Annotated in this window: 10 protein-coding genes; 7 read left to right on the forward strand and 3 right to left on the reverse strand. The window is 66.6% G+C overall.

Annotated features, from left to right (window positions below; all coding sequences use genetic code 11):
* Positions 1 to 24 precede the first annotated feature (24 nt).
* Entirely contained in the window at positions 25 to 261 is a 237-nt protein-coding gene (gene rpmB, locus BLV15_RS02605) for a 50S ribosomal protein L28 (protein ID WP_090224368.1), read from the reverse strand.
* 338 nt (positions 262 to 599) lie between these two features.
* Here rpmB and BLV15_RS02610 point away from each other — a divergent pair, with 338 nt between their 5' ends.
* On the forward strand, positions 600 to 2,177 hold the full coding sequence (locus tag BLV15_RS02610; protein ID WP_090224370.1) for an ABC transporter substrate-binding protein: 1,578 nt from the start codon (positions 600 to 602) through the stop codon (positions 2,175 to 2,177).
* A 10-nt stretch (positions 2,178 to 2,187) separates the two neighbouring features.
* Here the strand turns inward: BLV15_RS02610 and BLV15_RS02615 are convergent, their stop codons facing one another.
* Positions 2,188 to 3,102, reverse strand: coding sequence for a D-hexose-6-phosphate mutarotase (locus BLV15_RS02615; protein WP_090224372.1), 915 nt, complete (start codon positions 3,100 to 3,102; stop codon positions 2,188 to 2,190).
* Between the two features lie 91 nt (positions 3,103 to 3,193).
* Entirely contained in the window at positions 3,194 to 3,595 is a 402-nt protein-coding gene (locus tag BLV15_RS02620; RefSeq protein WP_090224374.1) for an acyl-CoA thioesterase, read from the reverse strand.
* Positions 3,596 to 3,922: 327 nt separating this feature from the next.
* On the opposite strand from BLV15_RS02620, the gene BLV15_RS02625 reads away from it, so the two are divergent.
* From BLV15_RS02625 to phoU, 6 genes are all read left to right on the forward strand, one after another.
* Positions 3,923 to 5,230 (forward strand): MFS transporter, encoded by a 1,308-nt coding sequence (locus BLV15_RS02625; protein ID WP_090224375.1) that lies wholly within the window; start codon positions 3,923 to 3,925, stop codon positions 5,228 to 5,230.
* Positions 5,231 to 5,378: 148 nt separating this feature from the next.
* Positions 5,379 to 6,347 (forward strand): phosphate ABC transporter substrate-binding protein PstS family protein, encoded by a 969-nt coding sequence (locus BLV15_RS02630; protein ID WP_090224377.1) that lies wholly within the window; start codon positions 5,379 to 5,381, stop codon positions 6,345 to 6,347.
* Positions 6,348 to 6,517: 170 nt separating this feature from the next.
* Entirely contained in the window at positions 6,518 to 8,800 is a 2,283-nt protein-coding gene (locus BLV15_RS02635) for an ABC transporter permease subunit (protein WP_090224379.1), read from the forward strand.
* Positions 8,801 to 8,913: 113 nt separating this feature from the next.
* Entirely contained in the window at positions 8,914 to 10,635 is a 1,722-nt protein-coding gene (gene pstA, locus BLV15_RS02640) for a phosphate ABC transporter permease PstA (RefSeq protein WP_090224380.1), read from the forward strand.
* Between the two features lie 64 nt (positions 10,636 to 10,699).
* Complete coding sequence (gene pstB, locus BLV15_RS02645) at positions 10,700 to 11,533, forward strand: phosphate ABC transporter ATP-binding protein PstB (protein ID WP_090224382.1); 834 nt, start codon at positions 10,700 to 10,702, stop codon at positions 11,531 to 11,533.
* Between the two features lie 86 nt (positions 11,534 to 11,619).
* The gene (phoU, locus tag BLV15_RS02650) at positions 11,620 to 12,357 is read left to right on the forward strand and encodes a phosphate signaling complex protein PhoU (protein WP_090224383.1); all 738 of its coding nucleotides are present in this window, start codon (positions 11,620 to 11,622) and stop codon (positions 12,355 to 12,357) included.
* Positions 12,358 to 12,478 lie beyond the last annotated feature (121 nt).

The raw sequence follows: 12,478 nt of genomic DNA on the forward strand, positions 1-12,478 counted from the left end.
TGCTCTCCTAAAAAGACCGAAGCCTTAGAACTTTTCGCCACGGGCGCGGAGTTCGACCAGAATGGCGTCGATACCGCGTTTGTCGATGATACGCATACCCTTGGCAGAAACGCGCAGACGCACGAAACGTTTCTCGGTCTCGACCCAGAAACGGTGATGCTGCAGGTTCGGCAGGAAACGACGACGGGTTTTGTTGTTTGCGTGGGAAATGTTATTCCCGGTTACCGGACCCTTACCGGTAACTTGACAGACTCTCGACATGACTCAGCCCTCTGTAACCACATGCCCAACCCGGCATGGGTTGGCCGCTTGATCTCTCTGATTCGGCGCTTGGCGCCACGTTTCTTCGGGGTCTTACTGGCTGCGCCTTCGTGGGAAGGAACCAGGCCCCTAGAAAAGAGCGCTGCTTTATACCAGAACACCCCTACCCTAGCAAGGCGAAACATGCCATCGCCGAAGCGGGCGCCCGCGGCGCTACCGGCGCGCGGTGTGGGCGGCGGGGCTGTGCGGCGCACTACCGTCCGTCGCCGCAAAGCCGTTGTTCCGCCGCAGTGCATGGTCTAGGGTAAGTCCCCCGCGCCAGTCCACAGGAGTTCGCCGTGCGCCGCGCCATTCTATCCCTGCTGTTCTGCCCGTTGCTGGCGAACGCCGCCACCCTCGCCGTGTGCACCGAAGCCAGTCCGGACGGCTTCGACGTGGTCCAGTACAACTCGCTGACCACCACCAACGCCTCGGCCGACGTGCTGATGAACCGCCTGGTGGAGTTCGATGCCGAGAAAGGCACCCTGGTGCCGAGCCTGGCGACGCACTGGGAAGTTTCTGCCGACGGCCTGAGCTACCGCTTCACGCTGCGCGACGACGTGAAGTTCCACAGCACCGACTACTTCACCCCGAGCCGCACGCTGAACGCCAGCGACGTGCTGTTCAGTTTCCGCCGCATGCTCGACCCCGAGCATCCCTGGTACAGGACCGCGCCGGCCGGCTACCCGCACGCCCAGTCGATGCAGTGGCCGAGCCTGGTGGAACGCATCGAGTCCAGCGACCCGCACAGCGTGATGATCGTCCTCAAGCATCCGGACGCAACCTTCCTCGCCACCCTGAGCATGGGTTTCGCCTCCATCTATTCCGCCGAGTACGCCGCCCAGCTGATGGCCGCCGGTACGCCGGATAAGCTCAACAGCCAGCCGATCGGCAGCGGCCCGTTCATCCTCAAGCGCTACCAGAAGGATTCGGCGGTGCGCTACATCGCCAACCCGGACTACTTCGCCGGCAAGCCGGTGGCCGATGCGCTGATCTTCGCCATCACCCCGGACGCCAACGTGCGCCTGCAGCGCCTGCGCCGCAACGAGTGCCAGATCGCCCTGTCGCCGAAACCGCAGGACGTGCGCGAGGCGCAGGCCGACGCCAAGCTGAAGGTGATCGAGACGCCCGCCTTCATGACCGCCTTCGTCGCGTTGAACAGCCAGCATCCGCCGCTGGACCAGGCCAAGGTGCGCCAGGCGATCAACCTGGCGTTCGACCGGCAGAGCTACCTGAAGGTGGTCTTCGAGGGCAGCGCGACGGCCGCCAGCGGCCCCTATCCGCCGAACACCTGGAGCTACGCCAAGGACCTGCCGGGGTATGCCTACGATCCCCTGCAGGCGCGCCAGCTGCTGGCCGAGGCCGGCCTGGGCAACGGTTTCAAGACGACGATCTGGACCCGCCCCTCCGGCAGCCTGCTCAACCCCAACCCCGGTCTCGGCGCGCAGATGCTCCAGGCCGACCTGGCCAAGGTCGGCATCCAGGCCGAGATCCGCACGCTGGAATGGGGCGAGCTGATCCGCCGCGCCAAGGCCGGCGAGCACGATCTGCTGTTCATGGGCTGGGCTGGCGACAACGGCGATCCGGACAACTTCCTCACCCCGCAGTTTTCCTGCGCGTCGGTGCAATCCGGGCTCAACTTCGCGCGCTATTGCGATCCACGCCTGGACGGGCTGATCGGCGACGGCAAGCGCACCTCCGACCAGACCGAGCGCAGCGCGCTGTACCGGCAGGCGCAGCAGTTGATCCAGGAGCAGGCGCTGTGGCTGCCGCTGGCGCACCCGACCGCCAGCGCGCTGGTACGCGCCGATGTCGAGGGTTACCGGGTCAGCCCGTTCGGGAGGCAGGACTTCGCGAACGTGAAAGGCGGGCGCTGAGCGGCGCCGATCAGAGCGCTTCGGCGCGGATCGAGACGCCCATCTCGTGGGTCGCCTCCGGCGCCAGGACGATGCAGTCGTCCATGACGTTGGCGGTTTCGATGCAGAGCATCCGCTGCCAGGCGTCGTCGGCGAACTGCGAGAGCCGTGCGGCCTTGTCGATCCACGGGTTCCACAGCACGGCCGAATCCGACCCGCTGGCCTGCAGCACGATGCGCCGCTGCCAGGCCGGGTCGACGATGCTCAGCGTCGGCGGCAGGTCCAGGTAGATGCGGTCGGTCTCGCCAGTGAAGCGCAGCGCGCCCTCCTGGCGGCGCGCCTGCCAGTTCTCCAGCGTCTCGATGTAGCGGCGCCCTTCGAGCCCCTCGACGCGGACCTGATGAATATCGCCGACCGCGAAGTAGCTGTGCAGCGCCTGGCTGAACGCCACCGGCTCGCGACCCAGGTTGGTGGTGCTCAGGCTGATACTCAGGCGCGTGTCGAGGCGAACGGCAAGCTTCAGCTCCAGGGCATGCGGCCAGCCGAGCAGGCCGTCCTCGGCGGCGTCGAGGATGAATTCGATGGACACGCCATCGTCCTCGTCGGCAATGTTCAGCAACTGCCAGTCACGCGCGCGCACCTCGCCATGCGCCGGCGCCGGCGTATCGGCCTGGCGCATCGCCTGCACTTCGGCAGGGTTGCGCGCCAGGTCGCCGAACCACGGCCAGCACACCGGCACACCGCCACGCACCGACTGGCCGCGGGTGAACGCGGCGTCCTCGCTGAGCCAGATCAGCGGGCGTCCGCCGGCCGGGGTGTAGGCGAGCACCTGGGCGCCCTGTTCGGCGATCAGCAGCTCGGCGCCGTCGGCGCCGCGAATCTGCCAGCAGGCGAGGTCGCCACGCTCGATGCGTTCGATGTGTGCGCTGCGGGAGGCCAGGGCCATGCGGGAATCTCCGAAAAAACGTCGCCAGAATGGCGGACAGGCCGCGGCACCGACGCGAGGGGCGACGACGCGCGGCAGGTGAAGAAAGGGCTCAGCGGCGCGGCGGTACCGGGCGGGTGCGCCCGCTGCCATCGATGGCGACGAAGACGAACACCGCCTCGGTGACCTTGCGCCATTCGCTGGAAAGCGGGTCGTCGCTCCACACCTCGACCAGCATCTGGATCGAGCTGCGCCCGACTTCCAGGGCCTCGGTATAAAAGGAGAGCTGCGCGCCGACGGCCACCGGAACCAGGAACGCCATGCGGTCGATGGCTACGGTGGCGACACGGCCGCCGGCGACCTTGCTCGCCATGGCGGTGCCGGCGAGGTCCATCTGCGCGACCAGCCAGCCACCGAAGATGTCGCCGAAACCGTTGGTTTCGCGCGGTAGAGCGGTTATCTGCAAGGCCAGGTCACCCTGGGGGGTGAGGTTTTCTTCTTCGATCTCGATCATTGCCTGGAAGCCTCAGCCTCTCAATTATTGGAATTGGAGAGACGCGGTTTAAGTGGGGAATTCCGCAAAGACCCCGTCGGATCACGATGACGCGGTTCTGTGCCGCTCGCCGGACGGACGATCTTTGCGCAATGCCCCCGGCGACGCGCGCCGGGACGGGCGGCGCTGCCGTGCCGGCAGTATATCGGCGGATGCGTCGAGCGACGACCGCAGGGTTCCGCTTTTCGCGAGGCGCCCCGCAAAAGCTGTGTCGATGTGTCGCAATTTGCTAGAGTCCGCGGCTGCGGCGGCTCAACGCCGCGGCCTTCCACGAGATACAACACCGCCATGCATGCCCTGCCTACCGGTTCCGCGCCGGTGACGCGCCCGTTGACCCGCAACGACTACAAGACGCTCGCCCTCTCCGCCCTTGGCGGCGCGCTGGAATTCTACGATTTCATCATCTTCGTGTTCTTCGCCACCGTGGTCGGCAAATTGTTCTTCCCCGCCGACATGCCCGAGTGGCTGCGCCTGCTGCAGACCTTCGGCATCTTCGCCGCCGGCTACCTGGCGCGCCCGCTGGGCGGCATCGTCATGGCGCACTTCGGCGACCTGCTCGGGCGCAAGCGCATGTTCACCCTGAGCATCTTCCTGATGGCGGTGCCGACGCTGCTGATGGGCCTGCTGCCGACCTACGCGCAGATCGGCATCCTCGCGCCGCTGGCGCTGCTCCTGCTGCGGGTGATCCAGGGCGCGGCGATCGGCGGCGAAGTGCCGGGCGCCTGGGTGTTCGTCGCCGAGCACGTGCCGCGGCGCAACGTCGGCTACGCCTGCGGCACCCTGACCTCGGGCCTGACCGCGGGCATCCTGCTCGGCTCGCTGATGGCGACGCTGATCAACAGCCTCTACAGCGCCGAGGACATCGCCGCCTGGGCCTGGCGCGTGCCCTTCGTCATCGGCGGCGTGTTCGGCCTGTTCTCGGTCTACCTGCGCCGCTGGCTGCACGAAACCCCGGTGTTCGCCGAACTGCAGCAACGCAAGGCGCTGGCCGACGAACTGCCGCTGAAGACCGTGCTGCGCGGCCATCGCCGCGCGGTGGCGATCTCCATGCTGCTGACCTGGGTGCTTTCCGCCGGCATCGTAGTGGTGATCCTGATGACCCCCAGCGTGCTGCAGAGCGCCTACGGCTTCGACGCCGCCCAGGCGCTGAAGGCCAACAGCCTGGCCATCGTCATGCTCAGCCTCGGTTGCATCGCCGCCGGCGCGCTGGCCGACCGCGTCGGCGCCGGGAAGGTGTTCGTCGTCGGCAGCCTGCTGCTGGCCGCCAGTTCCTGGACTTTCTACAGCCAGTTGCACGCCCACCCGGACCTGCTGTTCCCGCTCTACGCGCTGACCGGCCTGTGCGTCGGCACCATCGGCGCCGTGCCTTTCGTGATGGTCAACGCCTTCCCCGCCGCCGTCCGCTTCACCGGGCTGTCGTTCTCCTACAACCTGGCCTACGCGATCTTCGGCGGGCTGACGCCGATGAGCGTCGCGCTGTTGCTCAAATACAGCCCGCTCGGCCCGGCCTACTACGTGCTGGCACTGTGCGGCCTGGGCCTGGCGCTGGGTCTCTACCTGCTCGACGCCGAGCGCTGGCAAGCCACCCCGCACTGATCGCCAGGTGCCGCGCCGAGGCCCGCCACGCGCGGCCTCGGCGTTTCTGCGACGGTCATTCAATTGTCATAAACCTTTCATAGAGTGTTCATACGGCCTGCCGATACTGGCCCCCGTTCGACCCACACTGGAATGCTAGGAGCAAGGCATGAAACTGAATCGTCTAATGGCGGCCCTGACCTTCGTCGCCGCTGGCGTAGGCACCGCAAGCGCGTTCGCCGCGATCGACCCGGCGCTGCCCACCTATGAGAAAACCTCCGGCGTGTCCGGCAACCTGTCCAGCGTCGGTTCCGACACCCTGGCCAACCTGATGACCCTGTGGGCCGAGAACTACAAGAAGTTCTACCCCAACGTGAACATCCAGATCCAGGCCGCCGGTTCCTCCACCGCGCCGCCGGCACTCACCGAAGGCACCTCCAACCTGGGCCCGATGAGCCGTCAGATGAAGGACGCCGAGATCCAGGCCTTCGAAGAGAAGTACGGCTACAAGCCGACCGCCGTTCCGGTCGCGATCGATGCGCTGGCCGTGTTCGTGCACAAGGACAACCCGATCAAGCAACTGACCATGCAGCAGGTCGATGCGATCTTCTCCAGCACCCGCCTGTGCGGCGAGCCGAAGGAGATCAAGTCCTGGGGTGAAACCGGCCTGACCGGCGAATGGGCGAACAAGCCGATCCAGCTGTTCGGTCGCAACTCGGTATCCGGCACCTACGGTTACTTCAAGGAAGAAGCGCTGTGCAAAGGCGACTTCAAGTCCAACGTCAACGAGCAGCCGGGTTCGGCCTCGGTGGTGCAGTCGATCTCCAGCACCCTGAACGCCATCGGTTACTCGGGCATCGGCTACAAGACCTCCAGCGTCCGCGCCGTTCCCCTGGTCAACAAGAAGGGTGAGCTGGAAGAAGCCAACGAAACCAACGCCCTGTCCGGCAAGTACCCGCTGGCGCGCTTCCTCTACGTCTACGTGAACAAGGCGCCGAACAAGCCCCTGGCGCCGCTGGAAGCGCAGTTCCTGAAGATGGTCCTGTCCAAGCAGGGTCAGGAAGTGGTGGTGAAGGACGGCTACATCCCGCTGCCGGCCAAGGTGGTCGAGAAGGCCCTGAAGGACGCCGGCCTGTAACGGGCGCGCGGCGACCGCAAGGCGCCCGTCGTGCCTGACGAAGCCCGCTGCTCCTCCGGGGTGGCGGGCATCGTCATGTCAGCACCTTGTCATCTATCTGTCACAGAAGACGGCTAGATTGAAGACCCTCGCAACAAGCGGCCCTGTTCGCAGCGCCCCGAGAATTCCTCATGAATGACCTGGCCAACAACAGCATGAGCGCCCAATCGAACGGCCTGAGGCTGGATTTCAACACCCCCGCCCAGCAACGCAAACGGCGCGTTCGCGCGTTCAAGGACCGGCTCACCCGCTGGTACGTGTCGATCGGTGGCCTGGCCGTGCTCGGCGCCATCACGCTGATCTTCTTCTACCTCGCCCACGTGGTGCTGCCGATCTTCGCCGGCGCCGAGCTGAAGCCGCTGAAAGCGCAGCAGCCCGCCTGGCTGGCCGCGCAGAACGACGCGCTGCTGCTCGCCGTGGAAGAGCAGAACAAGGTGGCGATGCGCCTCGATCGCGCCGGTCAGGTACAGTTCTTCACCCTCAAGGACAGCGCGCCGCTGAACCGCGTGCAGCTGCCGCTGCCGGCGGGCGCCAGCATCACCTCGGTGAGCCAGGACCAGCCCGGCAGCCACCGCGTGCTGCTCGGCCTGTCCAACGGCCAGGTGCTGGTGTTCACCCACACCTACCCGGTGACCTACCCGGACAACGTCAAGACCATCACGCCGACGCTGCAGTACCCGTTCGGCGAGGCGCCGATCGTGCTCGACCCACAGGGCCGCGCGCTGGAGCACGTGGCGCTCAGCGAGAACGGCGACACGTTGATGCTCGCCGGCTCCACCGGCGCCGAACTGAGCCTGCTGTCGATCAGCCGCGAAGAGAACCTGATGACCGGCGAGGTCAGCCAGGACGAGACGCGCATCGGCCTGCCGCAGATCGCCGAGCCGATCAAGGCGCTGGTCATCGACCCGCGCCAGCAGTGGCTCTACGTGATCAACGGCAAGGCCACCGCCGACGTCTTCGACCTGCGCAGCAAGAGCCTCAACGGCCGCTACGCGATGCTCAAGGGCGACGCCGAAGTCAGCACCCTCAGCCCGCTGCTCGGCGGTACCTCGCTGCTGGTCGGCGACAGCAAGGGCGGCATCGCCCAGTGGTTCATGGTCCGCGACGGCGACGGCAAATCGGTGCTGACGCACATCCGCGACTTCAGCCTCGGCGAAAAACCGATCACCCAGATCGTCCCCGAGGAACGTCGCAAAGGCTTCATGGCGCTGGACGCCGACGGCATGCTCGGGATTTTCCACAGTACCGCGCACCGCACCCTGCTGGTCGAGCGGGTCGCCGACGGCCCGACCCACGCCGCGCTGTCGCCGCGCGCTTCGCGCCTACTGGTGGAGTCCAACGGACAGCTGCAACGCTTCGTGGTCGACAACCCGCACCCGGAAGTGTCCTGGAGCGCGTTGTGGAGCAAGGTCTGGTACGAGAACTACGACGAGCCGCGCTACGTCTGGCAGTCGACCTCGGCCAACAGTGATTTCGAGCCCAAGCTGAGCCTCGCCCCGCTGACCTTCGGCACCCTGAAGGCGGCCTTCTACGCGATGATCCTCGCCGCCCCGCTGGCGATCTGCGCAGCCATCTATACCGCCTACTTCATGGCCCCGGCGATGCGCCGCAAGGTCAAGCCGGTGATCGAGCTGATGGAAGCGCTGCCGACGGTGATCCTCGGCTTCTTCGCCGGGCTGTTCCTCGCGCCCTATGTCGAAGGGCACCTGCCGGGCATCTTCAGCCTGCTGTTGCTGACGCCGGTCGGCGTCCTCCTCGCCGCCTACCTGTGGAGCCGTCTGCCGGAGAAAGTCCGCCTGGCGATTCCCGAGGGCTGGGAAGCGGCGCTGCTGATCCCGGTGATCCTCGGCGTCGGCGCGCTGTCGCTGGGCATGAGCGGGCACCTGGAGAACTGGCTGTTCGGCGGCGACATGCGCCACTGGCTGTCCAACGACCTCGGCATCGCGTTCGACCAGCGCAACGCCCTGGTGGTCGGCCTGGCGATGGGCTTCGCGGTGATCCCGAACATCTTCTCGATCGCCGAGGACGCCGTGTTCAGCGTGCCGAAAAGCCTAACCTTCGGCTCCCTCGCCCTCGGCGCGACGCCCTGGCAGACCATGACCCGCGTGGTGATCCTCACCGCCAGCCCGGGGATCTTCTCAGCGCTGATGATCGGCCTCGGCCGCGCGGTGGGCGAGACCATGATCGTGCTGATGGCCACCGGCAACACGCCGATCATGGACATGAACATCTTCGAGGGCCTGCGCACCCTGGCGGCCAACACCGCGGTGGAAATGCCCGAATCCGAAGTGGGCAGCTCGCACTACCGGGTGCTGTTCCTCGCCGCGCTGGTGCTGCTGAGCTTCACCTTCGTGATGAACACCCTGGCGGAAGTGATCCGTACCCGCCTGCGCAAGAAGTACGCCTCGCTATAGATACACGGCCGGCCACGCCGGCCCGCTGATGGCCCTCGCCCCTCGGGGAGAGGGTGCCCGCAGGGCGGGAGAACGCGCTCAGACCCGCAGGGGTGCTGGCTTCTCCCCGATGAATGCACTGCACGGCGCGACGTCGCCGGGCGAAACGAACGAAGGTACGAGCGGTGAAACAGCAAACCCTGAAATCCTGGTTCAAGAGCGGCTCGCCCTGGGTCTGGATGACCGCCAGCGGCGTGTCCATCGCGGTGATCATGACCGTCGGCCTGCTGGCGGTGATCGCCACCCGCGGCCTGGCCAACTTCTGGCCGGCGGATGTGCTGGAAGCCGATTACCAGGTGCCCGGCACGCCCGCCAAGGTCATGGCCGGCGAGCTGGTCCAGGCCGAGGAAGTGCCGCGCGCGCGCCTGGCCGGGGCCGGCCTGCCGGTGGACGTGAACGGCGGCGAGTTCATGACCCGCGAGCTGTTCAAGGTCGGCAACCGCGAGGTGTATGGCGCCGACTTCACCTGGGTGGTCGCCGAATGGACCAGCAACCTGCGCACGCCGCAGAACCTGATGGTCATGGAGCGCCGCGAGTGGGGCAACTTCTACGGCTACCTGGTCAACGTGAAGGAAAACGGCCAGGTGATCGCCGAGGGTGACGACGCCTGGGCCGCGATGCAGCAGCGCATCGGCCGCGTCGACGCGCTCTACGGGCAGATTTCCAAACTGGAAAAACGCGACATCGGGCGCATCAACGCCGGCCTTGAGCGCCTGCGCCTGAAAACCCGCAAGCTGGAGATGAACGGCCAGCTGGACGCCGCCGGGCAGGCCGATCTGGACGCCGAGCGCGCGCAGTGGGGTGCCGAGTACAAGGTCCTCGAAGGTCAGCTCAACGACCTGCACCAGCAGTTCGACCGCGACAGCGTGACGGTGCGCACCGTCGACGGCCAGGAGCAGGAGATGAGCCTGGGCAAGGTGGTCCGCGCCTACCGGCCGAACACCATGGGCACCGGCGCCAAGCTTGGCTTCTACTTCGCCAAGCTGTGGGAATTCCTCAGCGACGAGCCGCGCGAGGCGAACACCGAGGGCGGCATCTTCCCGGCCATCTTCGGCACCGTGATGATGACCCTGATCATGGCCGTGATCGTCACCCCGTTCGGCGTGCTGGCGGCCATCTACCTGCGCGAGTACGCCAGGCAGGGGCCGCTGACGCGGGTCATCCGCATCGCCGTGAACAACCTCGCCGGGGTCCCGGCGATCGTCTACGGCGTGTTCGGCCTGGGCTTCTTCGTCTACGTGCTGGGCGGCTCGATCGACCGGCTGTTCTTCGCCGAAGCCCTGCCGGCGCCGACCTTTGGCACGCCGGGGCTGATGTGGGCGTCGCTGACCCTGGCGATCCTCGCCGTGCCGGTGGTGATCGTCGCCACCGAGGAAGGCCTGGCGCGTATCCCGCGGGCGTTGCGCGAAGGCTCCCTGGCGCTCGGTGCGACCAAGGCGGAAACCCTCTGGAAGGTCGTACTGCCGATGGCCAGCCCGGCGATGATGACCGGCCTGATCCTCGCCGTGGCCCGCGCCGCCGGCGAAGTCGCCCCGCTGATGCTGGTCGGCGTGGTCAAGCTGGCGCCGGCGCTGCCACTGGACGGCAACTACCCGTACCTGCATCTGGACCAGAAGATCATGCACCTGGGCTTCCACATCTACGACGTCGGCTTCCAGAGCCCCAACGTCGAGGCCGCGCGACCGCTGGTGTACGCCACCGCGCTCCTGCTGGTGCTGGTGATCGCCCTGCTCAACCTGAGCGCGGTGTTCATCCGCAACCACCTGCGCGAGAAGTACAAGGCGCTGGACCACTGAATGAATTGCGCCGGACGCGCGCCGCGCGGCCGGCTAACCGAATTGTTAGCGTAGGGAGCACCCCATGCAGCACGAAACGCATACCCACGGCATCGACATCAAGGCCCTCGGCCGCGACAAGCAGAGCCTGCGCCTGGCCGACGAGACCGTCGCCCTCGAAGTCCCCGGCCTGAACCTGTTCTACGGCGACAAGCAGGCGCTGTTCGACGTCAGCATGAACATTCCCAAGCAGCGCGTGACCGCCTTCATCGGCCCGTCCGGCTGCGGCAAGTCGACCCTGCTGCGCACCTTCAACCGGATGAACGACTTGGTCGACGGCTGCCGTGTCGACGGCGAGATCCTCCTCGACGGCCAGAACATCTACCGCAAGGGCGTGGAAGTCGCCGAGCTGCGCCGCCGCGTCGGCATGGTCTTCCAGAAGCCCAACCCGTTTCCCAAGAGCATCTACGAGAACGTCGTCTACGGCCTGCGCATCCAGGGCATCAACCAGAAGCGCGTGCTCGACGAAGCGGTGGAATGGTCGCTGAAGAGCGCCGCGCTGTGGGACGAGGTGAAGGACCGCCTGCACGACTCCGCCCTCGGCCTCTCCGGCGGCCAGCAGCAGCGCCTGGTGATCGCCCGCACGGTGGCGGTGCAGCCCGAAGTGCTGCTGCTCGACGAACCCTGCTCGGCGCTCGACCCGATCTCGACGCTGAAGGTCGAGGAACTGATCTACGAGCTCAAGAGCAAGTACACCATCGTCATCGTCACCCACAACATGCAGCAGGCCGCGCGGGTTTCCGACTACACGGCGTTCATGTACATGGGCAAGCTGATCGAATTCGGCGACACCGACACGCTGTTCACCAACCCGGCGAAGAAGCAGACCGAGGACTACATCACCGGCCGCTACGGCTAGGGACTCGTGCCGTAGGGTGCGCCGCGCGCACCGACTCGCCACTGGTGCGCGCGGCGCACCCTACCGGTTTTTCGCGGAGTTAGAGAATGATCAACAAAGACGGCCACACCCAACACATCTCCCAGCAATTCAACGCCGAGTTGGAGGAGGTTCGCAGCCACCTCCTGGCGATGGGCGGCCTGGTCGAGAAGCAGGTCAACGACGCGGTCAACGCGCTGATCGACGCCGACACCGGCCTCGCCCAGCAGGTCCGCGAGATCGATGACCAGATCAACCAGATGGAGCGCAACATCGACGAGGAATGCGTGCGCATCCTCGCCCGTCGCCAGCCGGCGGCGTCCGACCTGCGCCTGATCATCAGCATCTCCAAGTCGGTGATCGACCTCGAGCGGATCGGCGACGAGGCGACCAAGATCGCCCGCCGCGCCATCCAGCTGTGCGAGGAAGGCGAGTCGCCACGCGGCTACGTCGAGGTGCGCCACATCGGCGGCCAGGTGCGCAAGATGGTCCAGGAAGCGCTGGACGCCTTCGCCCGCTTCGATGCCGACCTGGCGCTCTCGGTGGCGCAGTACGACAAGACCGTCGACCGCGAATACAAGACCGCGCTGCGCGAGCTGGTCACCTACATGATGGAAGACCCGCGCTCGATCTCCCGCGTGCTCAGCGTGATCTGGGCGCTGCGCTCACTGGAGCGGATCGGCGACCACGCGCGCAACATCGCCGAACTGGTGATCTACCTGGTGCGCGGCACCGACGTGCGCCACACCGGGCTGACCAAGAAGAGACGCCAGCTCCCCGGCGAACCGGAAGAAATCGCGCCCTGAGCCACGCGCGCCCTGCCCCGGCATCCGGCCGCCGGCGGCGCGCGCGCTTCCCCGAGGCCCCGTCCGGGATTTTCCGCCCATGGCGTGGGCGGTTAGCCATTAGCTACTCGCCAAGGCTATG

Source organism: Pseudomonas kuykendallii (assembly GCF_900106975.1).
GTDB classification, from domain to species: Bacteria; Pseudomonadota; Gammaproteobacteria; order Pseudomonadales; family Pseudomonadaceae; genus Pseudomonas_O; species Pseudomonas_O kuykendallii.